This is a genomic window from Gemmata sp., from assembly GCF_051859125.1.
Lineage (GTDB): Bacteria > Planctomycetota > Planctomycetia > Gemmatales > Gemmataceae > Gemmata.
In genome coordinates this window covers 32,664-58,927 of the sequence record NZ_JBHYGG010000013.1, presented here as the reverse complement: position 1 = coordinate 58,927, position 26,264 = coordinate 32,664, and the positions used below count along the sequence as shown (strand labels likewise).

The window sequence follows — 26,264 nt, the reverse complement described above, 5'->3', positions numbered from 1 at the left end:
GCCCCCCCGGGTGGGCGCCCCCAAAACACCACCCGCTACACCACCGGATCGGGCCGCCCCCGGGGGCGGCCCGCCAACCTCCTCCGGCGGGCGTGTCCGGCTGCACTTTTCTGTCCTCTGCCCACTCTTCACTGCCCACTCTGGGGCAGGTCGCACAGCCCGCCGCCGAGGTACAGGTGGTGCCACAGTTGCGTCGCGGTCACGGCGGTGAGGCCCATCTCCAGGCTCGTGCGGCCGAGGCCGCGGCCGGGCCGCGACAGTTGGTCGCGGGCCCTCGCGACCGCGGCGGCGTCGAAGTACCCCGTCCTCGCCAGCGACTCGGGCGACAACACCTGATCGATCCAGCCCCCGCCGGGGGCCGTGCCGCGGTTCGCGCTCGACCACGTGTCCATCGGGGCGCGGAACATCTTCTTCCGCCGCCACGCGACCTCTTTCGGGAGCCACCGCTCCGCGACCAGCCGCTCGACGAACTTGTCCCTCATCACCCCCCGGAGCTTCCACCGCGGGTGCAGGTTCGCCATGTACGAAACAACGTCCTCGTCGAGGAACGCGTACCGGCCCTCGACCGAGCTGTGCATCCCGATCCGGTCGCCCTTGCTCGCGAGCAGGTGCCCGGGGAGCATGATCCGCGCCCCGAAGTACATCTGCCGGTGGAACGGGTGCCAGCGGTTCAGGTCCGGCGACAGCTCAACGTCGTCGAGCGCCGGCCGGCCCAGGATGGTATCACGGGCGGCCCCGGCGAAGAACCGCAATTTGTTCGTGCTCATGACGCCGTACAGGTCGGTCCACCCGTTGTGGCCGCCCATGTCGCGCTGCGTGCGGCGGTACGCCGAGTACGGGAACGACGGCGTGCCGGTCGCCGCGAGGAACAGCTTCCGCAGCGCGTACCCGAGCGGGACCCCCGGGATCTTGTCGGCCCAGCCCGCGAGCTTGTTGATCTTGAACCACGAGTACCCGCCGAGCCACTCGTCGGCCCCCTCGCCGGTCAGCACCACCTTGTACCCGTGCTGGTGGACCGACCGGGCCAGGTGCAGGAGCCCGAGGCACGACGTGTCGACCACCGGGAACTCGGCCGCCCGGATGAGTTCGGGGTACCCGGTGCGGAGCGTGTCGTGGCCGCAGTCGACCACGACCGGGTCGCACCCGAGGTGCCGCGCCGTCTGGAGCGCCTCCGACGCCTCGTCCATCCCCTTCGACTTCACGGACACGGTGAACGTCGGGATCGGCCGGCCGAGCGCCTTGTTGGCCATCGCGACAATGAGGCTCGAGTCGACGCCGCCGCTCAGGTAGGACACGACCGGCACGTCGGCCCGGAGCCGCCGCTGCACGGCCTGGAACAGCACCTGCTCGAACCCGTCCACGACCTTCTTCTCGTCGGCCCCGTAGTCCTCGTGCCCGTTATCGGGGTACGTCACCTGCCAATAGGTCTTTTGGGTGGTCGCCTGCTCGGCGGTTGTTTCGGAGCCGAGCTTGAAGTGCAGGTAGCGGCCGGGGACGAGGCACTTGATGCCGTCGAACACGGTCGTCGGGCCGGGCATCGCGAAGAACGAGAAGACGTGGTTCAGCCCCTGCAAGTCGGCCTTGCGCTCGACCATGCCGGACGCGAACAGCGCCTTCATTTCCGACGCGAACAGGAGCCAGGTGGTGCCGTCGCGCTTCACGACCGTGTAGAAGAGCGGGCAGATGCCGGCCCGGTCGCGGGCGAGGACGACCTCGTTCGTGCGGCTGTCCCAGATGCAGTACGCGAACTGCCCGCGGACCTGCTCGAACATCTTCTCCCGATACTCTTCCCACAGGTGCGGGAGGAGTTCGGTGTCGGTGTGCGTGCGGAAGACGTGGCCCTTGGCTTCGAGCTGCGGCTTCTTCTCGGGGTAGTCGTACAGTTCGCCGTTGAAGACGGTCCAGACGGTGCGGTCTTCGTTCGAGATGGGCTGCTTGCCGTCGGCGAGGCCGACGATCGAGAGCCGGCGGTTGGCGAGGTGCAGGCCGGGGCGCTCGAGGAACCCGTCCTCGTCGGGACCGCGGTGGTAAATGGCCTGCGCCATCGCGGGCACCACGCCGACCGGCGCTTCCCGCTGGCCACTCAGGTCGAACATCCCCGCGATTCCGCACATCCTAAGCGACCGTTGGTTGTTGGTTGTCGTGATGCCTTGGCGAGCCGGGAGCGTGAGCGACCGGAGTCTTCGGATCCCGCTTCGTCCGGTCGCTCACGCTCCCGGCTCGCCTCGGTCAACGTGCTGTTCGCGTCTCGCGTAGTTCCACACCTTGCGCTGCATGAAGAACCGGACGCCGCGGGGGAACATGCGGCGGCCGAACCACACCCACCACGACGCGGTGCCGCACGCCTTCTCGGCCCGGTTCGTCTGAAGGCTGCGGACGACGGAATCGGCGACTTCCTCGGGCGGTTGCGCGCCGTCGAAGTCGAGGTAGATCTTGCCGTCGTTCCGCACCATGTGGCGGTTCAGGTCGTCGCTGCGGACCACGCCCGGCAGAACCAGCAGCACGTCGATGCCGTACCGGGCGAACTCGCCGCGGAGCGCTTCCGTGAGCCCGACGAAGGCGTGCTTGCTCGCGCAGTGCTCGGACATCGACGGGATGCCCCACCGGCCGCAGATGCTCGCCACGTTCACCACCGCCGGCCGCCAGCCGTCACGTGCCGTCGCGCTCGTGAGCAGGTGCGGGTGGCACGCCCGGATCATCTCGGCCTGGGCGAAGAAGTTCACCTCCATCGACCGCCGCACGACCTCCTCCGTCGAGGTCGCGAACTCGCCGAAGCTGCCGACGCCGGCGCAGTTCACCAGCACGTCGAGGCCGCCGAACCGCCCCACCACGTCAGCGACGAGCGTCTCGCGGTCCGCGGGGCTCGTCAGGTCGGCCGGGAACCCCTCGGCCTCGGCCCCGTGCGCCCGGCACGTGCCGACGATCTTCGCCAGTTCATCGACCGAGCGCGACGTCAGGGCGAGTCTTGCGCCGAGCTTCGCGAGCCGTTCGGCGGTGCGCCGGCCGATGCCCCGCGAGGCCCCGGTCACCAGCACCACCCGTCCCCGCAGTTCGCGCCGCATCACCATCACCTTTCATCGGTCCGGGGGCAACCGCAGAACCGCCCCGCCGAGGAATTTTATGCCCGGGGGTCCGCTTTACCAGCAGTGCCCCCGCCGCAATCGGTCGTAATTTGTTGCGGGGTAGGACAATCGGTACTCTTTCGCCGCCCCCGCGACGGTTCCTATAACACCCCCGTGCGGGCGACGCGCCTGCGCCTCACAGAGCAGGAGTCGAAATGGGTTACGACTACGTCATTGGGGCGGCCCTGGGGGCCGCGGTCGCGGTGTTCCTGTTCGGGTTCGCGATCGTCGTCCGGTCCGGGAACCTCGCCGGGGCGTTCGAGGGTATGGCGATCGCCGGCCGCGCCCGTCGCGACGCCGCGTTCAAGGCGAAGCTCGACGCGATCATGGCCGGCGGCGACGTGAAGCCGACCGCGCCCGTCGCGCCGCCGAAGCCGGCCGCCCCGCCGCCCCCGCCCAAGCCGAGCGGCGCGCCCCTGCGGATGCTCGCGCTGCTCCAGGCCGAGGCCCGGCTCCTCGACTTCCTCATGGAAGACATTAGCGGCGCCCAGGACGCCCAGATCGGCCAGGCCGTGCGCGAGATCCACAAGAAGGCCCAGGGGGCGATCAAGCGGCACGCCGTCATCGAGCAGGTGCTCCCCGGCGACGAAGGCGACACCACGACCGTGCCGAAGGGGTTCGACCCGAGCGCGATCCGCGTCATCGGGAACGTGGCCGGGAGCCCGCCGTTCACCGGTGCGATCAACCACCCGGGCTGGCGCGTGGTGGAGTTGAAACTGGCCCCGCCGCCCGAGGGGGCCGACGAGTTCGTACTGCAACCGGCCGAGGTGCAGATCGGTTAAGAACGCGACCCGGAAACGAAGCGACCCCCAACACCCGTCGGGGGTCGCACGGTCCGATCGGCTCGCGATCAGACGAGCGGGATCGTGGTCCGGACGCCGAGCGGGTGCGTGAGTTCGAGTTCGGTCGCGGTTGCGCTGGCCCCGAGGAGGCTGTAGCGCATGAACCGGCCGTCGCGGTCGCACTTCACCAGACCGGCCGCCCGCATCACCCCCAGGTGGTGCGAAACGTTCACGACCTCGGACTTGCACGCCTTGGCCAGTTCCGTGACCGTCTTCTCGCCGATCGCAAGCGTGCGGATGATGGTCAGGCGGGTCGGCTCGCCGATCGCTGCGAGCCAGTCGGCCTCGGACCGGAGTTCTTCGACGGATCGTTTCATGGGTAGTCGTGCGGAGGGGGTTGGGGCGGTGGGCGTAAGTCCAACACTTCTATCATAGCACGGTGGACAACACTGGGCAGAATAATCAATTAGAACCCGCGGACGTCGGGGAAAGCCCGACGCGCGAAAACCCGGAGCGGTGCTCCGGGTTCGTGTGGGGACAGGCGCGCTCGCCGCATCACTCGCTGCGGCCGTCGAACAACGGGGTGATGACGCGGCCGCGGTTGAGTTGCACCGGGCGGTTCAACCGGTCGCGGACCTCGGCCGTCGGGTCCACGCCCAGGACCGAGTACACCGTCGCGCCGATGTCGTCCGGCGAGTACGGCGTCGTCACCGGGTACCCGCCCGACTTGTCGCTCCGGCCGATCACCTGCCCCGGCCGCACTCCGGCCCCGGCGAACAGCCCGCAGAAGCACGAAGCCCAGTGGTCGCGGCCGGCGGTCTTGCTGTCCACCTTCGGCGTGCGGCCGAACTCGCCCAGCACCATCACCAGCGTGTCGTCGAGCATCCCGCGGTCGCCGAGGTCGTCGATCAGCGCCGCCACGCCGCGGTCGGTGGGCGGGAGCAGTTCGTCCTTCATCCGCTTGAAGTTGTTCCCGTGCGTGTCCCAGTTCTGCACGCGGCCCATGTTCGCCTGCACCACCGGCACCCCGGCCTCGACGAGCCGCCGGGCCATCAGGATCGACTGTCCGAAAGCGTGCCGGCCGTACTTGTCGCGGACCGCCGCGGGCTCGCGGTCGATCTCGAAGGCCCGCGCGACCGCCCCCGAGGTCAGCACCGAGACGGCCTGGTGCTGCTGGTCGCTGAGCTTCTTCGTCTCGGCGCTCTCGGCGAGCCACCGCTGCTGGGCGTTCACCGCGTCGAGGAGCGCGACGCGGTCCCTGAGTTGGTCGACGTCCATCCCCGCGGCCGGGCGGAGGTTGTCGATGCGGAAGTCGGGCTTGTTCGGGTCAGCCGTCACCTGCATCGGGTCGTGATTCGGCCCGAGGAACCCCGCGTACTGCCCCGGCCACAGGAGCGGCCCCTCCTGGAGGTACGTCGGCAGGTTCACGCCACCGGGCGTGCCCTCGGGCGGCTTGTGGAAGTAGCTCCGGCCGGCGGCGTAGTTCGGGAAGTCGTCGCGGCTCGCGACCTTGTCGAAGAACGCGCCCGGCTGCTGGTGCCCGGTGAGGACGTGGTGCGTGGCGACGAGGTGATTGTTCTCCCGGTGCGCCAGCGACCGCACGACGGCGAACTTGTCGCTCCGGGCCGCGAGCTTCGGCATCGCCTCGCAGGCGAGCAGCCCGGGGGTCCTGGTCTGGATCGCACCGAGTTCGCCGCGGATCTCGGCCGGCGCGTCGGGCTTCGGGTCCCAGGTTTCGAGGTGGCTCGCCGCGCCCGTCAGGAAGACGATGATGAGCGACTTCGGCTTCTTCCGCGGCGCGGCCGTAGCGGCGTTCGCGAGCCCGAGGCCGAGGAGCCCGGAGTAGCCGACCTGGAGCAGTTCGCGGCGGGTGACGCCGATCGTGTGGCGGTGGGGCGCGGTCATGGCGGCGTGGTCCTCGGAACGAGGAGTGGCGGGGGGATGCCTGGCGGGTACTGACATTAGAGCCGGGAACCACGACGCGGGCAACGGGAAACAGCAAAGTGCCGTGGATTGGGGCCGTGGCCGGGCGAACCCTGAGCGCCCGCGAGGGGGTGCGCCATTTGTGGCCGGCACTCGTGGGGGATCGAACGCGCCAGGGATCGTGGCGAGCCGGGAGCGTCAGCGACCGGAGTTCTTGGTGAGCGCGCACCTCCGGTCGCTGACGCTCCCGGCTCGCCGTGCGGCTGGGTTTCTCGACCGCTGACTGGTCCGGGCGACCACGAGCGCAACTTCAAAAGCGCCAGCGAGGGGTGAGGCGCACCCCCTCGCTGGCGCTCAGGGTTCGCCCGGCCACTGCCCGCTCGGTCGGCAGCGCCGGCACCACGGGGGCAAGCCCCGTGGCTCGAAAGGCGACAAATGAAACGAGCCACGAGGTTGCCCCCGTGGCTCGCGCGCGTGCCGGGCGTCGCCGGTCACTCGGCCGAGATGGTCTCGCCGCCGTTACGGGTGACGATCGAGATCAGCGCCCGGATGTCGGTGTTCTGGCGGAGGAACCGGACCGACCCGTCGCAGAACAGGGCGTTCACGCCGCCCGTGTGGAACCCGTAGATGTGGCCCGTGCCGTCCGTGTTGTAGTACGGGTGCGGGTACGTGGCCCCGAGGTCCTCACCGTTAGTCACGTTGATCGCACTGGTGCCCGGGAACGTCGTGCCCGTCGCGTCCGACCCGCGGAGGATGAACAGCTCGGACGCCGGGCGGCACCACCCGCCCCCGTTGACCCGCGAGGTCGCGGTCGCCGTCACCGCGAGCTTCCCGTTGCGGTAGATGTTCGGGCGGCCGGCCGACTCGGTCAGGTGCAGGGTGTTCGACAGCCCGTCGGTGAACGCGTTGAAGTTCAGCTTGGTGGTCTTCGAGATCGCCCCGTTGGTCGCGCTCCCGGACCCGGGCATGGCCGGGGAGACGAGGCTGGTGAGGGCGGGGTCCACGCCGTAGAAGCCCGAGTAGTCGCCGTTGGCCACGATGTTCGTCCAGCCCGTGTCCGGCGCGCCATCGACGATCGTCCCGTTCGGGGCCGACGGGCACTCGAACCCCTTGAGCCGGGTGCCGAACACGGTCGGCTGGGCGTGCCAGTTCGTGGTGAGGCTCACCTGGGAGAACAGCGGCCCCTGCTCGATGTACGGCAGCAGGTACGTCGCCCAGCGGACGCGGACGGTGCTCGTGGCGTCCGGGCGGATGTTGCTCGGCAGGCCGCCGTTCGGGTCGTGGTAGTTGTGCAGCGCCAGCCCGAGCTGCTTGAGGTTGTTCTGGCACTGGGCGCGGGCCGCGGCCTCGCGGACCTTCTGCACGGCTGGCAGCAAGAGCCCGATCAGGATCGCGATGATGGCGATCACGACGAGCAGTTCGATCAGCGTGAACCCGCGGCGGGTGCGGGCGAGGTGAAACCGGGTCATGGCTTGGGCTCCGTTTATCGGGTGTGTTGTGGGTGCGGGGTCGGGGACGGTCACTTCAACTCGATCGTCGCGAGGTCGGTCGGTGCGCTCTGCACCTGGGCCTTCAGGCCCGACGTTTCCGGCTTGCCGAACTTGGCGGCGAGGAAGTTCACCGGCGGGCCGTCCGGGTCGCCCCGCTTCACCGGCGACAGCCACCACTCGACGGTGACGGCGTAGTCGCCGGCCGCCGCGCCGTCGCCCGCCGACACGCTGGTGAGCTTGAACGTGCCGTCCGGGCCGACCGTCGCCCGCGGCTTCACCGCGTCCGGGGCCGCGCCGATCGGGTGGAACACCACCGTGGCGTGCTCGGCCGGCTTCCCGTTGACGAGCACCTTGCCGGTCACCGGGTACAGCGGCGTTTCCTTCTTGCCGCACCCGGCGGCAACCGTGGCAAGGGTCGCGGTGAGGAGCGCGAGCCCGAGCCGAGTTCGGAGAGATCCTGTGAGGGTCATGGGCCTATTGGGGTTTGGTGTGTGCGAGGGTCGGGGTCTGATCGAACATCCACCAGGGGCGGGGCACGTCGGCGGGGTCACGCGCCTTGACAAAGACCCCCCCGCGGGACCGCCCGCGGATCCCCGACGAGCATCGACTCGTCGTCCGGCGAAGCGATCACCCCGTACTCGGCACCGGGCATCCGCCCGGCCAGGAGCTGGAAGTAGCGATCAAACAAGCCACTCATTGCCGTCACCTCCGATGCACGACTAACATCATCGTTGAAGTCGTGTTGAGGAAGATATCGGCAGTTACACCACTTTGCAAGTAGAGAAACTCGTGTTTAACACAGATGTGACGCAAAACGAAATCAGCACGCTACTTGCGGTAGCGTGCTGATGCGGGTTGGCGAGAATATTGCGGTCAGATCGCGTAGTCGCCGTCGAAAATCTTCCCCGACTTCGGCGTGACGTACACCATCTCGGCCGGCTTCAGGGTGAGCAAGCGGTAGCGGTCGGGTGTTACGTCCACGGTTATGACGAGGCCGAAGTCCTCGGCCATGAGCCGCACCTTCACGACCGACCCGGCCGGGTTGATGTGCAGCACCTTGGCGAGCATGCAGTTGCCGCCCTCGGCGGTGCGGGAGATGTCGAGTTCGTGCGGGCGGATGTAGGCGTCGATCTTGCCGTTCTCACTCGCACTGAACAACTTCGTCGGAAGTTCGACCGTGCCCGACTTACCGAGCAGCGCCTTGCCGCCCTCGACGCGGACCGGCAGCTTGTTCACGTTGCCGAGGAAGTCCATGACGAACGCCGTGGCCGGGTGCTCGAACACCTCGATCGGCGTCCCGACCTGCTCGACCTTGCCCCGGTTCATCACGACGACCTGGTCGGCGACCTCGAACGCCTCCTCCTGGTCGTGGGTCACGAAGATGCTGGTGACGTGGAACTCGTCGTGGAACCGGCGGAGCCACGAGCGGAGTTCGGCCCGCACCTTGGCGTCGAGCGCGCCGAATGGCTCGTCGAGCAGCAGCACCTCGGGGTCCGGCGCGAGCGCCCGCACCAGCGCGATCCGCTGCCGCTGGCCCCCCGAGAGCTCCAGCGGGAAGTGCTTCGCCTTCTCCTCCAGCCGCACCAGCCGGAGCAGTTCCATGACCCGGTGTTGAACCTTGTCCTCGGGAGTCTTGCGGACCCGCAGGCCGAACGCGACGTTCTCGAACACCGACATGTGCTTGAACAGCGCGTAGTGCTGGAACACGAACCCGACCTTGCGGTCCTTCGCCGAGTAGCGGGTGACGTCGTCGTCCTTGAACAGCACGCTCCCCGCGTCGGGCACTTCGAGGCCCGCGATGATGCGGAGCAGCGTCGTCTTCCCGGACCCGGACGGCCCGAGCAGCGCGATCAGTTGCCCGGCCGGGCACTCGACGGAGACGTTGTCGAGGGCCACGAAGTCCCCGAATCGCTTGGAGACGTTTTGTGCGGTAATTGACATGGTGCGGGCCGGTGGACTGCACTGCGGGGTTAGATTCGGGCGGGCCGCGGTTCCGGACCCGCGGCAATGCTTTATCATTATCCCGGTCAAGTTGGTAGGGGAAGTCGCCGCCGCCCGTCGTGCGGGGCCGACATTGTCACCTCAGCGAGCGCCTCGATGTCGAAGAAGTCACGCGCCCGGCAACAACAAGCGGCCGCGGCGAGCGCCCCACCGGTCCCCGCGGCGCGAGGCCCCTGGAAGTGGCTCGGTCTGCTCGCAGTCGGCGCGCTCGTGGGCGGCGGCGCGTACTGGGCGGTGAACCCGGGCGGCCCTCGCGGCCCGCGGCCGCCGGGGATGGTCTGGATTCTGGGCGGCACGTTCACAATGGGGACGTCTGACACGAACCCGCACTTCATCGACGCCCGCCCCGAGCACGACGTTGAGATCGACGGCTTCTGGATGGACGAAACCGAGGTCACGAACGCGCAGTTCGAGGAGTTCGTGGCGGCGACCGGGTACGTCACCGTGGCCGAGCAGAAGCCGACGAAGGAGCAGATCATGGCGAACCTCCAGCCGGGTGTGCCGCCGCCGCCCGACGACAAGCTGGAGCCCGGCGCGCTCGTGTTCCGACAGCCGGACGACCCGATCCCGTGGGTCGACGAGATGAACTGGTGGGAGTGGCTCCCCGGCGCGAACTGGCGGCACCCCGAGGGGCCGGGCAGCGACATCGCCGACCGCATGAACCACCCGGTCGTTCACGTGTGTTGGAAGGACGCTGATGCGTACTGCAAGTGGGCCGGGAAGCGGCTCCCCACCGAGGCCGAGTGGGAGCGCGCGGCCCGCGGCGGCCTGGTCGGCAAGAGCTACGCCTGGGGCGACGAACTCCCCGGCGACGGCGGCACCTGGCGGTGCAACATCTGGCAGGGTCCGTCGCCGAAGACGAACACGAAGGCCGACGGGTACGTCCGCACCGCCCCGGTGAAGTCGTACCCTCCGAACGGGTACGGGCTGTACGACGTGGCGGGGAACGTGTGGGAGTGGTGCGGGGACTGGTACGCACCGGACTCCTACCGCACCGCCCCGCTCAAGAACCCGCAGGGACCGGCGTCGAGCTACGACCCGCGGGCACGCGAGAACGAGAACCCGTACGCGCCGAAGCGGGTGATGCGGGGCGGGTCGTTCCTGTGCAGCGACGGGTTCTGCTCGCGGTACAAGCCCTACGGCCGCGGCCAGGGCGACGTCGACACCGGCCAGTCGCACGTCGGCTTCCGCTGCGCCAAGGACGCGAAGTGAAGGGCCGTGCCCGCGGTCGTAATCGAACGTGATTGGCGGGCCGCCACGGAAGGCGGCCCCTACCAGAGGGGTCGCGTTAGGTTTGTAGGGGCCGCCCTCCGTGGCGGCCCGCGCCTGGGGATGCTCCCAGAATCGCGAGGCGTCACATTACCCCGAGTTCCTACCGACCGCCGACCCAGCGCGTCACCACCCGTAGGTAGTCGGCCCACAGTTCGGGCAGACAGGTGAGGCTCGGGATGTGGTTCACTTCGAGCAAGTACGGGCCGCTCGTCGGCGACACGATGTAATCGTTGGCGATCACGTCGAGCCCCAGGCCTCGCTGGATCGCTCGCGTGTCCTCGACGAGCGCCGGATCGGCCGGCACGAACTCGGCGCCGGCCCCGTGGACCGACTTGAGCCAGCCCGGCCCGGTCATGCGGATCTGCCGCGGTTCGTCCACGATCACCAACCGCACCGCCTCGCCTTCGACGAACGGCTCGAACAGCGTCGGCTCCTTCGCGACCCACGTTCCGGTGAACCGCTCCTTGTTCTCGCCGCAGTGCCAGTTCCCCCACTTCGCGACGCTCTCACCATCGGCCGCGTACTCGCCGTAGGTTGTGGCGAAGCCCCGCGGCGCGCCCGCGAACCGAGTGTGCCGCAGCGCCCGGACCAGGCACGGCACCCGCAGGCGGCAGTCCATCATCGCGACCGGGTTTGGGAAGCACGGCCCGCCCCACAGCGCGAGGCCGGCGAGGAAGTCGAGGTCGTGCTCGAAGATGCCGTGGAACACGACCCGCGACACCCGCAGGTAGCGGGCGCTGTCGGGCGACCTCGCGAAGAGCTGGCCGCGCTCGACCACGATCTTCGGGAGCATGTCGTGCGCGACGCACTCGAAGGGGAGCCGGGCGGCGAGGGTCGCGGCGTCCGGGGCGTCGAACCCGACGAGGAGGATGCGTTCGTCCATTACAAGAGCCTGCGGGGTGGAGGCCCCGGCGAGCCCGGGGCTGCCCGCTAGACAGGCAGCTTCTTCATCAGGTTCACCATCTCGACGGCGCACACGGCGGCCTCGAACCCCTTGTTGCCGGCCTTCGCCCCGGCCCGGTGGACCGCCTGCTCCAGCGTGTCGCACGTCAGCACGCCGAAGATCACCGGGATGCCGGCGGCGAGCCCCGCGTTCGCGATCCCGCTCGTCGCCGACCCCGCGACGTGGTCGTAGTGGTCCGTGTCGCCGCGGATCACGCACCCCAGGCAGATCACCGCCGCGTACTTCCCCGACGTGCCCAGCTTCTGCGCCACCACCGGGATCTCGAACGAGCCGGGCACCTTGACGATGTCGATGCGGTCCTCGGTGACGCCGTGCCGCTTCAGCGCGTCGAGCGCGCCGGCGGTGAGCTGCTCCACGATGACCGCGTTGAACCGGGCCGCCACCAGCACGAACCGCCCGGCCGGGGGGGAGAAGTCGCCTTCGTAGATCATGGACCGCTGCCTCGGAGTTTGTGTGGGGGTGTTGTACGCGGCGGGACCGCGAGGAGCAGCCCGAACCGCTCTCGACACGCCCCCGCGGCGCGGCTATCTCGCGGCCTCACGCTTGGAGGAGTCCCGGTATGCCGAACCTCGCCGTCCGGATCGCGGCCGCGGCCTGCGCCTGCCTCGCCCAGACCGGGTGCGTCACCGGCGAACTCGCGGCGCAGCGGAGCCTGTCGCCGGACCCGAGCAGCCCGAACTCGGCCAAGGTGAAGACGCCCGGGAACCCGAAGATCCCGATGGCGCACCTCGAAACGAGCCGGCGCGTCGAGCAACTCGGCAAGCAGATCCTCACGCAGAACCCGTTCACCGGCGTCGAGCCCGCGTTCGCCACCGCCGGCGTGCCCGAGACCGTGCTGTTCCACCGCGGCACGGAGATGATCGTCGTCAGCGAGGGGCTGGTGAAGAAGTGCAAGACCGACGCGGAACTCGCCGCGGTGCTCTGCACCGAGTTGGGCCAGATGGTCGCCGAGAAGCAGGGGCTGAAGCGGGCCGCGAAGGACCCGATCCCCGAGTCGGCGCTGCCCGGCGGCGCGTCGCCGGCGAGCGGCGCGCCGTCCGACCCGGGGCTCCAGGCGGAACTCGCGTTCCGCGAGCGGGGCCGGCCGCGCGCCCCGCGGGTGAGCGAGACCGAGACCGCCGCGAAGCTCTCGCGCGAGTTGCTCCGCGGTGCGGGGTTCGACCCGGCCGAGTTCGACCGCGTCGAGCCGCTCGTGCGTCAGTCGGACCGCGGCACCGCCCTCCGCAAGCAGATGAGCGACTCGGCCCCGCCCCCGAAGTGGGACCACTGATCGCCTGAAACCACCTCGCGCCGGTGCCGTCATCCCTCGGGAACAATCCCCGAGGCACCGGTGACGCGCACGCCCCCTTCCCTCCTCCGTGCCGCCGGCTGGTGCGGCGCGACCGCGCTCGGTGCGGCGCTCCTGTGGCCGCTCGCGGGCCTTGTGGCGTGGCTCGCCCTCGGCCAGTCTCCCGATCTCAGGGGCGTGGACGTCCGCGGACTCGCGCTGATCGGCGCGTTCTTCGGGGCCGCCGCGGGTGCCGTCGCCGCACCGCTCGTCCTGCGCCCGCGACGCGCCGCCGCGGTGTTCTGGGTGCCCGCCCTCGCAGTGGCGAGTGGTGTCGGAAGCGGCGCGGCCGGAGCGGCCTGGGACATCGACGCCACCGGCGTCAGAGGTCTGCTGAGTTCGTCGCCGGGGTTCGGCCTCGGCGGCGCGCTCGCGGGCCTGGCGGGGTTCGTCTGGGCGCTCCGGTACCCGCGACCGTCGCTGTCCGCAGTGGCCTTCGACGATTCCGACGAGTTGGGGCAACCCGCACCTGCGGCTGCGACGACCATCGCACCACGCGGGCGGATCGGGTTGCTCAGTCTGGTGCGCCTCGTTCCGCTGATGGCATCGGCGGGGTGTTCGATGGCGCTCGCGGTCCGCGTGGGTGAATCGGACGGCGCTTCGGGAGTGCTGATCGGCGTGGTGGGCCTGTCGGTCGTGCTGACGCTGTGCGATCACGAGGAGCGGGTGCGGCGGTTGGAGCGCGAGGGGGAGTGGCGGGTCGTGATGAGGTGACTGTGCGGACGTCGAGCGATGCCCCCTCACCCGCCGCTCGAGGACTCGCGGCGACCTCTCCCCCGAGACCGGGGGCGAGGTGGGGCCTGTTGGCCTGATCCCGAGCTAGTCAGATCACATTGCTTGTGAGGAGCCCGGCGGCCCCACCTCGCCCCCGGTCTCGGGGGAGAGGTCGCGACCCGGCTTTGTGGGTCGCGGGTGAGGGGGCGCTGTGCTGCTCGGCACGACACCTCCGCATCGCTTACTTCACCGGCGTCACTCGGTGATCTTGAACGAGTCGAGGAAGGCGTCGGCGTCCTTGCCGCCCACGAAGTCCTTGGTGCCGATCACCATGACCTGGTAGAGCCGCTTGCCGGCGAGGTACACCCGCGCCCGGACGAGCCCGTCCTTCGCCGGCAGCGACGCCGAGAACTCACGCCCCGGGTACTTCTTGTCGAGCGTCACCTCTTTGCTCTCGACCAGCTTGCCCTTCACGTTCCCGACCGCGCCATCGCGCGCGCCGTCGAGCCGCTTCTGCGTCATCTCGGCCGTCTCGCCGTCGGGGATCGGCAGGTCGGCGATGCCTACGACGTACCCGCCCTCCTTCGCCCCCGAGACGTGCATCGTGAACTTGATGCCGTTGGTGGTCTGCGACTTCTCGTCGGGCTTCGCGGGGAACTTCGCCTTGAACTTCCCCTCCTTCGAGGTGAACGGCTCCGCGTCCTGGCCGACCGACGCGGCGGGCAGGGCGAGGGCGACGATCGACACAACCAGAGCGGCGCGTGCGGTGGTGAACACAGGTCGGTCCCGTGGAGGTGAGTGGGGGCCGCGCCGTTATACCCGCACGCGGCCGCCCGGACCAGCGCCCCCCTCACTTCCCGCCCGCGTCGACCGCGAAGTACGGGTCGGCGAAGTCGGTGCCGGTCTTGTCGGCGGTGCGGGCCGCGAAGACCTGCAGCCCGGGTGCGAGATCCGCGGGCAGTTTCACCTTCACCGACTTGGTCTGCTTCGCTCCCGCAGGGAACGTCACCGACTGGTCGGGGAACAGGCCGCGGCCCTGGAGAACGACCGTCGCGCCGGGGTCGTCGCGGCCCGACTCCGAGAGCGTCACTTGAAGCGTGATCTCGTCGCCCGGCTTCGCCCGCGTCAGCACCGGCTCGACGCTCACGCGGTGCGGGGTCCAGTCGCGCCGGTGGTCGCCGCTGACGCAGACCGCGTCGCACGCCTTCCCCGCGGCCTCGCCCCACTTCACGCGGCGGGCGTAGTCCTCCTTGCTGAAGGCGTACGGCCCGCCGTGCTCGGCGAGAATCCACTCGGGGGCGATGTCGAGCACCTTCGCGGCGCTCGTGCCGTAGGCCGCGGGCGAGCTGCGGTTCAGCCCCATCCACCCGCCGGTGCCGCTGAACTGGTCCTGGTGGAAGAAGTTGTCGGCCGTGAACACGCACCGCTTCCCGTCGATCGTCGCCTCGATGCCGCTCGTGAACCACGACTGGCCCGGCAGGTGGTGGAACTTGAACGTGTACCCGCCCCACGTCGCGCTCTCGCCGTCCTTCAGTTCCTTGGTGAACGCGATCGGTCGCTCGTCGAGGAACGGCGCCCGGAGCCGGAACGGCTCCTTGAGCGGCAGCGCGACGAGGTCGAGCGACCACACCTCCCGCGGCTCGCCGGTCTTCAGGACGTGGATGCCGTCGAAGTGGTCGTAGTGGGCGTGGCTGAACGCGACCAACTCGACGGGGCCGAGCTTCTCGTCCTTCTGGAGCTTCGCCACCTGATCGGCAGAGCGCTGGCCCCACGGGTCGAGGACGAAGACGCCGGTGCCCGTGGACGACTTCACGACGTAGGTGTTCCCGGTGATCCAGACGTGGTCCGACACCTTCGACCACGGCTTGTCGCCGCCGCTCGCGATCTGCTCCTTGGGGACCAGGAACTCGTACTTCGGCGGGTTCCCGAGCCGGTCCTTGCTGAACCGCTCGAAACTCTTCTGGAACCCGGCCTCGTCCACCAGCTTGGCCGTCGCTTCGAGCGAAGCGGCGATGTCCTGCGAGAGCACCGGCCCGTGCGCCGGGCACAGGTGCGTGAACTTCAGCTTCGCCATCTTCCGCAGCGACTCGGCCGCCGGCTTCAGGCCCACGTCGGTCCAGTGGTCCCAGTCGGTCGTGTACGGCGTCCAGAGCTTCCCCGGCGAGCAAAACGCGTCGCCGCAGAACAGGAACGACGCCGTTTTCGGGTCGGCCGGCTCGCACAGGTACGCGAGGTGGTCCCGTGAGTGGCCCGGCGTCGCGACCGGCGTGACCGTCCAGTTCCCGAACGCGACCGGGGTCTTCTCGTCGAGCGTGCAATCGACGCCCGCGACGCCGGCGGGCAGCACGAAGTACGCGGTGCGCGAGCCCCGCAGCGGGATCGAGTCCTTCCAGAACTTCGCCACGCCCTCGGGGGTGAGCCACTCGGCCGCAGCTTTCGGGGCGCGCACCGGGTGGCCCTTCGTGCGGTACGCGGCGGCGAACGCCGCAGCGTCCCGGTGGTGGTGCGTCAGGAGCACGACCTCGACCGACCTCGCGCCGAGTTCCGCAACGGCCTCCGGCGGCGCGGCCGCGTCGATGAGGAGCGCCTTGTCGCCCGAGACGAGCGCGTACGAGTGCGGCGACGCCTTCGTGCGGAACACGCCGGGTTCGAGTTGCTCCCAGGACGGGGGAGCGGCGGGCTTGGTGCCGCCGGCCGCGAACCAGGCGGCGAGCGCGACGGCGACGGCGGACAGCAGAGCGAGAGCGAGGCGTGCGGGCATGGCGAGTTCCTCCGCCCGCATCGTCCCAGATTCGGACCGCGGGTCAAGCACTCTCAACACGCCCCGTTCGGGAAGTTCGTCCGGACTTTTCCAAGCGTCGGGCCTGGCGGCCAGTTCAGCAGACGTGGCGCGTAACACGCTACCTGATCGAAGATTGCAACGCGACGCAGTCGATCTGATACAAATTTGTCCGCAAGAATTAGGTTGATTTGGCGAAATCGGAGTTCATCGGCGACGGGTGGCGCGGGCGCGCCAAACCAATGATGAGAGGGGCGGCCCGCGGGCGGGTCGGGAGCGCGCGAAAAACCGCGACGAGTGGTTGCGTTCGGCGGCGATCACGGGTCTACTGGGGGCACCTGTCAGGCGGCCCCAACGGATTGCCCACGTTCACGCCGCGGAGGATGCCCATGGCCGTGGCACCCGACTTCTTCGAGACCGAACCCCGGAACTGGCGCGCCCGGCTCGCGGCCAGCGTCGAGGTCATGCGCGAGCTGAGCCGGTACACCGACCCGCAGGAGATGTACGCCGTCTTCGCGCGCCGGATGGCGCAACTGTTCCCGGTCAGCCGGCAGCTCACCGTGTCGCGCCGCGGGCTCGCCGCGCCGCAGTTCCGCGTGACCCGGTTCAACCTGTGGCGCGACCCGGTGAACCCGTGGAAGGACTGGCAGCGGCTGCCGGTCCACGAGGGCGGGCTGCTTGCCGAGTTGGTGTACGCCGACCAGCCCCGCCTCCTCGGGGACGTGACGCTCGACCGCGACGACCCGGCCCTGGCGTACCTCGACGGCCAGCGGTCGGTCCTGGCCCTGCCGCACTTCGACCAGGGGGTCGCGCAGAGCGTCGTCGTACTGGCCCGCGAGGAGCCGGACGCGTTCCCCCGCGACCGCATCGCCGACCTGGTGCTGCTGAGCAACCTGTTCGGGCGGGCCACGCAGACGCTCGTGCTGTCGCAGGCCGTCAAGGAAGCCTACGAGGCGGTCGATTACGAACTGCGCACGGTCGCCGACATCCAGAAGTCGCTGCTGCCGCCGTCGGTCCCCCGCGTGCCGGGCCTCGACGTCGCCGTCCACTACCAGACGGCCAAGCGGGCGGGCGGCGACTACTACGACTTCTTCCCGCTGCCCGAGGGCAAGCTCGGCGTCCTGGTCGCCGACGCGAGCGGGCACGGCGCGCCGGCGGCCGTGATGATGGCGATCGCGCACAGCATCGCGCACACGCTGCCGGACCCGCCGGTCCGGCCGGCCGCGCTGCTGACGCACCTGAACGCCCACATGACCAAGCGGTACACGCGGCAGACCGGGACCTTCATGACGGCGTTCTACGCGGTGTTCGACCCCGCCGCCCGGACGCTCTCGTACGCCAGTGCCGGGCACAACCCGCCCCGGCTGGTGCGGGCCGCCGACGGGTCGCGGGTGGTCCTGAACCGCGCGCAGTCCCTGCCGCTGGGGATCAAGCCGGACGAGCGGTACCCCGAGCAGGTGGTGCCGCTGCGCGCCGGCGACCGGGTCGTGTTCTTCACCGACGGCGTCATCGAGGCCGTGAACGCCGAGGGCGACGTGTTCGGCCCGGACCGCCTGGACGCGACCACCGACGGGCCGGCCGAGTCGGCCGAGGAGCTGCTGCGGGCCATCCTCCGGGGGTTCAACGGGTTCACCCAGGGCGTTCCGGTCGCAGACGACCGGACCCTCGTGGTGGTCCGCCGGGCGTGATCGGGAGTCGGTGGAAGCGCCAGGGATCGTGGCAAGCCGGGAGCGTCAGCGACCGGAGTTCTGGTGGAGCGCCCACCCCCGGTCACTGACGCTCCCGGCTCGCCGGGCACCTGGACTACTCGACCCCCGCTCGCTCAAATGTCCAAAACGCGAGCCGCACCCAGTGCGTTCTGGTGTTTGTGAAAAGACGAGTTAAGATACATCCTTCCGGCGTACCGACTTCGACCCACCGACCCACCGGCCCACCGCGGATGAAGGGTCTGGCCCCAACTCCCCACCCCGATGTCATCGCAAACACAGACGTTTCCGTGCCCCTTCTGCGGCCGCCGAATGGGCGTCGGGATCGAACTCCTCGGCAAGCACGTTCGGTGCCCGCACTGCAAGCAGGTCGTCCTGGCCCCGGCGACGCCGGGGGGCGCACCCGGGGGCGGGCCGGCCGCCCCGCCGCCGCAGGTCGCGCCACAGCCGGTGCCCGCCCCGGCCCCGCAACAGGCACCTTCGCCGGCGCTCCCGCACCTGCCGCCGATGCCCGAACCGATGTTCAACATCATGCCGAAGGAGGCGGCCGATAGCATCCTGAGCGAGCCCGACGAGTCGGACGACGAGGTGTTCGGCTCCCAGGGATTCAACCGGATGCCGGTCCCGCGGCTCCCGGACCTGAACCCCGGCCCGTCGCCCTACGGCTCTCCCCCGGCCTACGGCCCGCCGCCCTCGCCGTACGGCGCGCCGCAGCCCTACGCGGCACCCCCGCCCCAGCCCGCACCGGTTCACGTGCCGCAGCCGTACGCGCCGGCCCCCGCCGCGGCCCAGAACGGGAACCCGTTCTCCTTCGAGCCCGCTGCCCACGCGGCACCCGCGCCGCAGCCCGGTGTCGTGCCGGCCCCCGTACACGTGCCCGCGCCCGCGGCCAGCCCGCAGGGGCTCCACGCAACGGCGCTCGACGTGAACCCGTTCGGCGGTTTCGACGGCCCGGCACCGGCACCGCCCCCGCCGCCCCCGCAGCACGTCCGGCCGGCCGTGGTTCCGGCACCGGCGCCCGCCCCGTCGGCCCCGGCACCGAGTAACCCATGGGCGGGGGTCGAATCGCAGGGCGCTCAACCGTTCCAGACGGCCCCGGCGTACCCGTCGCCGGCCCCGCAACCGTACCCCGCACCCGCGCACCAGCAGTACCCGTCGCCGGCCCCGCAGCCTCAGCCGTACCCAGCCCCGGCGGCGTCGCCGTTCTCCGCACCCGCGAGCGGCTCGCAGCACGCGGCCCGACAGGACGACGACCGTGACGCGGCGAAGGCCCAGCCGCGCCCGCAGCGCGGCAAGGCGGCGGCCGCGCCTGCGTCGGGCGGCATCCCGAAGGCGGTCGTCTACGGCCTCGCCGGGTACGCCGCGCTGATGACCCTGCTCGCGCTCTACGGCCTCTTCTTCAAGGGCGGCGACGCGCCCCCGGGCCACCCGCTCGAATCGATCCCGGACACCATGGGCGAGTTCGACCCGGCACAGCGGAAGAAAGTCAGCCTGTACAAGTTCAAGGTCGACGGCCCGCTCCCCCCGAACCTCGTGGCTCAGCTCCCGTCCGGGAAGGTGGACGTGGGCGGCCTGGAGATCGAACCGGTCAAGGTCGAGCGGCGGCAGTTGGACATGATCACCGTCGACAAGAGCGGCCAGAAGTCGCCGGGGGGTCGGAGCGACTCGACACTCGTTCTGCGGTTGAAGATCAAGAACACCTCGGACGTGCCGTTCTGCCCACTCGACCCGGCGTTCAGCCGCAAGCCGAGCGCCCCCGACGCCCCGGCGACGCGGCTCGTCCTCGGCACGAAGGAGTTTACCGGCGGCCCGATCGTGTGGCCCAGTAAGTCCGGGGCACGGATGTACGAGAAGGACCAGGAGAAGGACAGCGAGCCGCTCAAGCCCGGGGAAACCCGCGAGTACAGCGTCTGTGCCACGACGGACGCCAAGCTGATACCCGAAATCAAAAAGGGCGGCGACAAGATCGTGTGGCGCGTCCAGGTCCGGCGCACCCCCGTCGAGTACAAGGGCCGGAGCATCCCGGTCACGGCGGTCATCGGCGTGGAGTTCTCGCGGGCCGACATCCAGAACTTCTGAGCCGCGCCCGGCGCGGAACGAGGGCGGCAGCCGGTCGGCTGCCGCCCTCGCGTTTCCCCGCCCCCGTCGACCGCCCGACCCGGACGCGACGTGATGTGGTAGATTGACCACTCACCCGAGGCCCCGCCATGACCCCGGCCGACCAGCGCTCCGAACTCGCGTCGAAGTACCTCGACCAGCTCCCGTACCCGCCGTACCCGGTGCAGGAGGAGGCCCTGCTCGCGTGGTTCACCGCCGAGCAGGGGGTGCTCGTGTGCGCGCCGACCGGCACCGGGAAGACGCTCATCGCCCATGCGGCGCTGTACGAGGCGCTGCACACGAACACGGTCGCGTACTACACCACGCCGCTGATCGCGCTGACCGAGCAGAAGTTCGCCGAGATGCAGGTCCAGGCCGTGCGGTGGGGGTTCCGGGCCGAGGACGTGGGGCTCGTGACCGGGAACCGCAAGGTGAACCCGAACGCCCGCGTGCTCATCGTCGTCGCCGAGATCCTGCTGAACCGGCTGCTCCACGCCGACGGCTACGACTTCTCGCACGTCTCCGCGGTCGTGATGGACGAGTTCCACAGCTTCGCCGACCCCGAGCGCGGCATCGTCTGGGAGCTGTCGCTGAACATGCTCCCGAAGCACGTCCGGCTGCTGCTGCTGTCGGCGACCGTCGGCAACTCGGTCGAGTTCATCAGTTGGCTCGACCGCGTCCACGGGCGGAAGCTCGAACTCGTCGAGGGCCGCGAGCGGAAGATCCCGCTGACGTACCGCTGGGTGCCCGACCAGTTCCTCAACGAGCTCCTCGTGGACATCGCCAAGGGGGACGACGCGACCCGCAAGACCCCGGCGCTGGTCTTCGCGTTCAACCGCGACGAGTGCTGGAGCGTCGCCGAGCAGCTCAAGGGGCTCGACCTGATGAGCCCGGCCCAGAAGGCGGCGCTCAACAAGGAGTGCGACCTGCTCGAGTGGCCGATGGGCGTCGGGCCGAAGCTCAAGCAGATGCTCCGCCGCGGGGTCGGGGTCCACCACGCGGGGCTGCTGCCGAAGTACCGCCGCGTGGTCGAGGAACTGTTCGAGAAGAAGCTGCTCTCGGTCGCGCTCTGCACCGAGACGCTCGCGGCGGGGATCAACCTCCCGGCCCGCTCGGTGGTGGTCACCAGTCTCGTGAAGGGGCCGTTCGGCAAGGAGAAGCTGATCGACCCGAGTTCGGCGCACCAGATCTTCGGCCGCGCCGGCCGCCCGCAGTTCGACACGGAAGGGTTCGTCTTCGCGTACCCGCACGAGGACGACGTCCGCATCAACCGCTGGAAGCAGCAGTACGACCAGATCCCCGAGAACACGAAGGACCCGGGGCTGCTCAAAGCGAAGAAGGCCCTCCTGAAGAAGAAGCCGGCGCGGAACTCGCAGAAGAAGTACTGGACCGAGACCGACTTCGAGCGGCTCCAGAACGCGGCCCCGGCCCGGCTCTACAGCAAGGGGCCGCTCCCGTGGCGGCTGCTCGCGTACCTGCTCAAGGTCTCGCCCGACGTCGAGAAGATCCGCAGCGTGGTCCGCAAGCGGCTCCTCGACCAGCCGCGGATCGAGGCCGGGCTGAAGCAACTCAACCGGATGCTCACGACGCTCCACAACAAGGGGTTCGTCGTCCTCGACCCGCCCCCGCCCGAGGAGACGGTGCCCGCGGCGAGCGGCCCCCGCGAGTCGGCCGCTCCTGCGCCGCCGCCGGCAGCGGCGACCCCGACAAAGGGGCTCTTCTTTGACGCCACACCCGGGCGAGCGGGGGGCGCAAGCACCACGAATGCGTCGCTGGTGCCGAACCTCGGGGGGCTCACGCCCCCCGCTGCACCGGTGCGCCCGGAGTACGTTCCCCTCACCGCCACGCCCACGGACGCGCTCGACAAGCTCCTCGTGTTTCGGGCGTGCCACCCGCTGTACGGCGCGTACCTCGTCGACCTCATGGCGACCGCGAGCCGCGAGGAGCGGCTCCAGCTCCTCGAGAGCGTGCTCGAACTCCCGCGGCCGCTGCTGAAGTTCGTTCGCGTGCCGTGGGACCTCAGCCCCGGCCCGCTCCAGACCGAGAAGCTCGACCCGGACCTCGTCAACCGCGGGCTCATCACCGCGAAGCCGCCCGCCGTGCCCGGCGAGGAGGAAGAGGAGGAAGAGTACGTCCCGTGGGACGAGCGGCCGCCGCTGCTGGCCGAGAAGGCCCGGATGCTGTTCGACGCGCAGTACCCCGAGGTGTCCGACTTCAACACGACCGCGGTGTGGGCCGCCGGCGAGGTGCTGAACTACGGCAACTTCAACACGTTCGTCACCACCAAGGACCTCACCAAGCAGGAGGGGCTGATCTTCCGGCACCTGCTGCGGTTGATCCTGCTCACCGAGGAGTTCGAGCAACTCACACCGCCGGGCGTCGAGGACGCCGTGTGGAAGGCCGACCTGAAGGAGATCGCCGACAAGCTCACCGACATCTGCCGCACCGTGGACCCGACCAGCACCGAGGAGGCGATCAAGAAGGCGCACGCGGCGGACGTGGTCGAGGGGGAGGAGCACGCGAAAGCGGTGACGGCGACCGTTCCCGAGCAGCCCGCGTCGCCGGCCGGCCTGACGTCCGACGAGGAAGACGCCTTCGGGGCGGGACTCGTTGAGTGAGTGGGTCCCGGGCAGTGAACAGCGGAAAGAGCGGCAGTGCCGCGGCCCGCGTCCTAAACTGCTGACTGCCCACTTTCCACTGTCCACTGCACGTTATTCCGATGAAGAACTCCGCCGTCTTGCTCATCACCTGTCCGGACCGCAAGGGCATCGTCGCCACGGTCGCGGAGTTCCTGTACAAGCACGACGCGAACATCCTCCACGCGGACCAGCACCAGGACGCGGAGCGGAGCCTGTTCCTGATGCGCGTCGAGTGGTCGCTCGACGGGTTCGCGCTCGACCTCGCGGAGTTCCCCCGGCGGTTCGCGCCGCTCGCCGACCGGTTCGAGATGCGGTGGCGGCTGGAGCGGTCCGACCAGCCGATCCGCGTCGCGCTGTTCGTCTCCAAGTACGACCACTGCCTGATGGACCTGCTCTACCGCCACAAGACCGGCGAGCTGGAGTGCGACATTCCACTGATCGTGGCCAACCACCCGGACGCCGAGAAGTGGGGCACGTTCTACGACGTCCCGTTCCACCACATCCCGGTGACCGCCGCCGGGAAGGAGGCGGCCGAGCGGGCTCAGCTCGACCTGCTCGCGGCCGAGAAGATCGACCTCGTCGTGATGGCCCGGTACATGCAGGTCCTCTCGAAGGAGTTCGTGGCCCGGTACCCGCAGCGGGTCATCAACGTCCACCACTCGTTCCTCCCGGCGTTCATGGGCGCGAAGCCGTACCACCGGGCGTTCGAGCGGGGCGTGAAGCTCATCGGCGCGACGAGCCACTACGCCACCGAGGACCTCGACGAGGGGCCGATCATCGAGCAGGACGTGGTCCGCATCTCGCACCGCGACGGGCTCGAAGACCTGCTGGAGAAGGGCCGCGACCTGGAGAAGGTGGTGCTGTCGCGGGCCGTGCGGTGGCACATCGACCACCGCATCCTCGTCTACGACCGCAAGACCGTGGTGTTCGACTGAGCGGCCGTGGGAGGATCGCCGGAGGGTCCGCGTGGGCACGTGGCGGGAACAACTCGAAGCCGACGGGTTCGCACTGTTGCCCGGGGTGGTGTCCCCCGCCGCGGTCGCCGGCGCGCTGGCCGAGTGGAACGCGGTGAGCGCCGCGAACGCGGCCGACCCGGCGATCCTCGCGAACGACGGCCCGGCCTACGGCGCGCGGAACCTGCTCCAGATGTGGCCGAGCGTCGTCTCGCTGGTGCGGGTGCCTTCTCTCCGCGAGCCGCTGATCGACGTGCTCGGTCCGGGTGCGGGCGTGGTGCGGGGGCTGTTCTTCGACAAGCCGCCGGGCCACACCTGGGCGCTGCCGTGGCACAAGGACTACAGCATCGCAGTCGCCGAGCACCGCGGCGGAACCGTGTTGACGAAACCGACCACGAAGGCCGGCGTGCCGCACGTCCTGGCGTCCCCGGAAGTGATCCGCGTGATGCTCACCGCCCGAATCCACCTCGACGACGCGACCGCCGACAACGGCGCGCTCCGTGTCATCCCCGGCTCGCACGTCCGTTACGAGATGGGTCGCGACGACCCCCGCGACCCCGTGACGGTGTGCTGCCAGGCCGGCGACGTGCTGCTGATGCGACCGCTCCTCACGCACTCCAGCGGCCACAGCGCGCCGGGCGCGAACCGGCACCGCCGCATCGTCCACCTGGAGTGCGCGCCGTCCCCTGCCCTTCCCGACGGGTACGAGTGGCACGCGTTTCACGCGATCGGAGACACCACATGTTGACCGCCGAAGGGTGCCGGCAGCGCCGGCAACGGCTTCTGGACCAGGTGAAGCCCACGCACCCGCTCGTGTTCGCCGACCCGGTGAACCTGCGGTACTTCGCGAACTTTTACGTCGATCCGTTCAGCCTCGCGGCCGACTTCGGCGGGTTCCTGGTGCTGCGGCCCGAGGGTCACGCGCACCTTTACCACGACGCGCGGCTCCCCGACTCGGTGCGGCTCGCGCACGCCGACGAGCGCACGCCGGTGATGTGGTACACCGGCCAGGAGCCCGGCCGCGGCGTGCGGCAACTGCTCCTGCGGTCGGCACTGGAAGCGCACGGGAGCCGGGTTCATGACGCACTCGCCGACGCGCTGGCGCCGCGGCTGTTCGAGATCGCGACCGACCTGCGGCGGCGCAAAGGCCCCGACGAAATCGCGCTCCTGAAGACGTGCATGCGGGCGACCGAAGCCGGGCACACCTGGGCGCGTGCGAACATCCGCGAGGGGATAACGGAACTCGACCTCTACGCCGGGGTGAGCGCCGCGTGCCACCGCGACCTCGGGCATTGGGCCATTGTCTACGGCGACTTCGTCGCGAGTACCGGCGGGCGTCGGGTCGGCCCGCCCACCACTCGCGTGCTCAAGAACAGCGAGACGTTCATCCTCGACTTCTCGGTGATTGTGCAGGGGTACCGCAGCGACTTCACGACGACCCTCTTGGTCGGTGGCGCGCCGAGCGCCGAGCAATCGCAGCTGTTCGCTTTGTGCGTCGAATCGCTAAAGAGTGGTGAACGCGAGCTGAAACCCGGGACCAAGTGCCAGACGGTGTACGACGCGGTGTGCGGGGTGTTCGCGGCGGCCGGCCTCCCGGATGCGATGGTCTCGCACGTGGGCCACGGCCTCGGGGCGATGCACCCCGAAGCACCGTTCATCGTGCGGCACTCGACGGAAACCCTCGGCGAAGGAGACGTTGTCACGCTCGAACCGGGTCTGAACGTCGGAGACGTCGGCATCCGCATCGAGCACAACTACCTCATCACCGCCGCCGGCTTCGAGCGGCTGAGCAACCACACGATCGCGCTGGTATAGTCACTTCAGCTTCTTGATCGCAATGTCCTTGAAGTGAACTTCCGCGCCCTCGGACTGGAGGGCGATGCGGCCCTTTGTGAAGCTGCAGTTCTTTCCCTCGTTCACATTTACGCCGTTCACGACGAACACGATGTCGCCGCCCGTGCAGGTGATCTCGCACGCGTTCCACTCGCCGAGCGGCTTCTCGACGGGCTCCTTCGGCTCGATGCGGAGGTAGCGCCGCTCGAGCTTCGGGTCGTGCCGCGACTTCTCGACTTCGAGCTTCGTGTCCGGCGGAAGGTTGAGGAGGAAGTCGCCGGCGCGGCCGGTGAGGAGTTGCGCCTCGATCGACGTCGGCCAGTACTTCTCGTCCTGAACGTGGAGCAGCACGCCGGTGTTCCCGCCCTTCCCCTCGGCCGGGAACCGCCACTTCAGTTTGAGGGCGTAGTCGCCGTAGTCCTTCGAAGTGACCATGCACCCGTTCGGCTTGCCGGTACAGCGGATGTACCCGTCCGTGACCGACCACGTCAACTTCGGGTCGGCCCTGTTGCCGTCCTTGTCGGGCTTCACGATGTACCCCCACCCGTCGAGCGAGTTGCCGTCGAACAGCGGCACGAACTCCGCATCGGCGGCGGGGAGCGCGGCCGCGAGGGCGGTTCCGATCGCAACGGAGAGGAGGCTCGCCCGCATGGCGGTTCTCG

23 protein-coding genes are annotated in these 26,264 nt (G+C 69.8%); 10 read left to right on the top strand and 13 right to left on the bottom strand.

The window, feature by feature from the left end:
- Positions 1-128: 128 nt before the first annotated feature.
- Together asnB and ACTIGN_RS02505 are read right to left on the bottom strand one after the other, a co-directional pair.
- Positions 129-2,114 (bottom strand): asparagine synthase (glutamine-hydrolyzing), encoded by a 1,986-nt coding sequence (gene asnB / locus ACTIGN_RS02510; RefSeq protein WP_439621001.1) that lies wholly within the window; start codon positions 2,112-2,114, stop codon positions 129-131.
- A gap of 93 nt (positions 2,115-2,207) precedes the next feature.
- A complete protein-coding gene (locus tag ACTIGN_RS02505; protein ID WP_439621000.1) occupies positions 2,208-3,062 on the bottom strand; it encodes an SDR family NAD(P)-dependent oxidoreductase in 855 nt (284 codons plus the stop codon).
- Between the two features lie 215 nt (positions 3,063-3,277).
- Between ACTIGN_RS02505 and ACTIGN_RS02500 the strand changes: the two genes are divergently transcribed.
- Complete coding sequence (locus tag ACTIGN_RS02500; protein WP_439620999.1) at positions 3,278-3,904, top strand: DUF2760 domain-containing protein; 627 nt, start codon at positions 3,278-3,280, stop codon at positions 3,902-3,904.
- Positions 3,905-3,972: 68 nt separating this feature from the next.
- Here the strand turns inward: ACTIGN_RS02500 and ACTIGN_RS02495 are convergent, their stop codons facing one another.
- From ACTIGN_RS02495 to ACTIGN_RS02470, 6 genes are all read right to left on the bottom strand, one after another.
- Positions 3,973-4,281 carry an ArsR/SmtB family transcription factor gene (locus ACTIGN_RS02495; RefSeq protein ID WP_439620997.1) on the bottom strand — a complete coding sequence of 103 codons (309 nt, stop codon included), beginning with the start codon at positions 4,279-4,281 and terminating at the stop codon, positions 3,973-3,975.
- 178 nt (positions 4,282-4,459) lie between these two features.
- Positions 4,460-5,809 carry a DUF1501 domain-containing protein gene (locus ACTIGN_RS02490; protein WP_439620996.1) on the bottom strand — a complete coding sequence of 450 codons (1,350 nt, stop codon included), beginning with the start codon at positions 5,807-5,809 and terminating at the stop codon, positions 4,460-4,462.
- Between the two features lie 509 nt (positions 5,810-6,318).
- Positions 6,319-7,296 (bottom strand): DUF1559 domain-containing protein, encoded by a 978-nt coding sequence (locus ACTIGN_RS02485; protein ID WP_439620994.1) that lies wholly within the window; start codon positions 7,294-7,296, stop codon positions 6,319-6,321.
- Between the two features lie 50 nt (positions 7,297-7,346).
- On the bottom strand, positions 7,347-7,787 hold the full coding sequence (locus ACTIGN_RS02480) for a hypothetical protein (RefSeq protein WP_439620992.1): 441 nt from the start codon (positions 7,785-7,787) through the stop codon (positions 7,347-7,349).
- 77 nt (positions 7,788-7,864) lie between these two features.
- Positions 7,865-8,014 (bottom strand): hypothetical protein, encoded by a 150-nt coding sequence (locus tag ACTIGN_RS02475; RefSeq protein WP_439620990.1) that lies wholly within the window; start codon positions 8,012-8,014, stop codon positions 7,865-7,867.
- Between the two features lie 176 nt (positions 8,015-8,190).
- Entirely contained in the window at positions 8,191-9,258 is a 1,068-nt protein-coding gene (locus tag ACTIGN_RS02470; RefSeq protein ID WP_439620988.1) for a sulfate/molybdate ABC transporter ATP-binding protein, read from the bottom strand.
- A 156-nt stretch (positions 9,259-9,414) separates the two neighbouring features.
- Between ACTIGN_RS02470 and ACTIGN_RS02465 the strand changes: the two genes are divergently transcribed.
- Positions 9,415-10,530 carry a formylglycine-generating enzyme family protein gene (locus ACTIGN_RS02465; protein WP_439620986.1) on the top strand — a complete coding sequence of 372 codons (1,116 nt, stop codon included), beginning with the start codon at positions 9,415-9,417 and terminating at the stop codon, positions 10,528-10,530.
- Positions 10,531-10,690: 160 nt separating this feature from the next.
- Here the strand turns inward: ACTIGN_RS02465 and ACTIGN_RS02460 are convergent, their stop codons facing one another.
- Entirely contained in the window at positions 10,691-11,473 is a 783-nt protein-coding gene (locus ACTIGN_RS02460; protein ID WP_439620985.1) for a hypothetical protein, read from the bottom strand.
- Positions 11,474-11,520: 47 nt separating this feature from the next.
- Entirely contained in the window at positions 11,521-11,985 is a 465-nt protein-coding gene (ribH, locus tag ACTIGN_RS02455) for a 6,7-dimethyl-8-ribityllumazine synthase (RefSeq protein ID WP_439620983.1), read from the bottom strand.
- Between the two features lie 128 nt (positions 11,986-12,113).
- Here ribH and ACTIGN_RS02450 point away from each other — a divergent pair, with 128 nt between their 5' ends.
- Together ACTIGN_RS02450 and ACTIGN_RS02445 are read left to right on the top strand one after the other, a co-directional pair.
- Complete coding sequence (locus tag ACTIGN_RS02450; RefSeq protein WP_439620982.1) at positions 12,114-12,824, top strand: hypothetical protein; 711 nt, start codon at positions 12,114-12,116, stop codon at positions 12,822-12,824.
- A 60-nt stretch (positions 12,825-12,884) separates the two neighbouring features.
- Positions 12,885-13,595, top strand: coding sequence for a hypothetical protein (locus ACTIGN_RS02445; RefSeq protein WP_439620980.1), 711 nt, complete (start codon positions 12,885-12,887; stop codon positions 13,593-13,595).
- Between the two features lie 255 nt (positions 13,596-13,850).
- On the opposite strand, the gene ACTIGN_RS02440 is transcribed toward ACTIGN_RS02445, so the two are convergent.
- Together ACTIGN_RS02440 and ACTIGN_RS02435 are read right to left on the bottom strand one after the other, a co-directional pair.
- On the bottom strand, positions 13,851-14,372 hold the full coding sequence (locus tag ACTIGN_RS02440) for a hypothetical protein (RefSeq protein WP_439620978.1): 522 nt from the start codon (positions 14,370-14,372) through the stop codon (positions 13,851-13,853).
- A 73-nt stretch (positions 14,373-14,445) separates the two neighbouring features.
- On the bottom strand, positions 14,446-16,356 hold the full coding sequence (locus ACTIGN_RS02435; RefSeq protein WP_439620976.1) for an MBL fold metallo-hydrolase: 1,911 nt from the start codon (positions 16,354-16,356) through the stop codon (positions 14,446-14,448).
- Between the two features lie 407 nt (positions 16,357-16,763).
- Between ACTIGN_RS02435 and ACTIGN_RS02430 the strand changes: the two genes are divergently transcribed.
- From ACTIGN_RS02430 to ACTIGN_RS02405, 6 genes are all read left to right on the top strand, one after another.
- The gene (locus ACTIGN_RS02430) at positions 16,764-18,062 is read left to right on the top strand and encodes a PP2C family protein-serine/threonine phosphatase (protein ID WP_439620974.1); all 1,299 of its coding nucleotides are present in this window, start codon (positions 16,764-16,766) and stop codon (positions 18,060-18,062) included.
- A gap of 330 nt (positions 18,063-18,392) precedes the next feature.
- Complete coding sequence (locus ACTIGN_RS02425; protein ID WP_439620973.1) at positions 18,393-20,159, top strand: hypothetical protein; 1,767 nt, start codon at positions 18,393-18,395, stop codon at positions 20,157-20,159.
- A gap of 128 nt (positions 20,160-20,287) precedes the next feature.
- Positions 20,288-22,795 (top strand): DEAD/DEAH box helicase, encoded by a 2,508-nt coding sequence (locus ACTIGN_RS02420; RefSeq protein ID WP_439620971.1) that lies wholly within the window; start codon positions 20,288-20,290, stop codon positions 22,793-22,795.
- A gap of 101 nt (positions 22,796-22,896) precedes the next feature.
- Entirely contained in the window at positions 22,897-23,751 is an 855-nt protein-coding gene (gene purU / locus ACTIGN_RS02415) for a formyltetrahydrofolate deformylase (protein WP_439620969.1), read from the top strand.
- A gap of 31 nt (positions 23,752-23,782) precedes the next feature.
- Positions 23,783-24,517, top strand: a complete 735-nt coding sequence (locus ACTIGN_RS02410) for a phytanoyl-CoA dioxygenase family protein (protein ID WP_439620968.1) — start codon at positions 23,783-23,785, stop codon at positions 24,515-24,517.
- Entirely contained in the window at positions 24,511-25,584 is a 1,074-nt protein-coding gene (locus ACTIGN_RS02405) for a M24 family metallopeptidase (protein ID WP_439620966.1), read from the top strand. Before ACTIGN_RS02410 ends, ACTIGN_RS02405 begins: the two co-directional genes overlap by 7 nt.
- Here the strand turns inward: ACTIGN_RS02405 and ACTIGN_RS02400 are convergent, their stop codons facing one another.
- On the bottom strand, positions 25,585-26,253 hold the full coding sequence (locus ACTIGN_RS02400; protein WP_439620964.1) for a 3-keto-disaccharide hydrolase: 669 nt from the start codon (positions 26,251-26,253) through the stop codon (positions 25,585-25,587).
- Between the last annotated feature and the right edge of the window lie 11 nt (positions 26,254-26,264).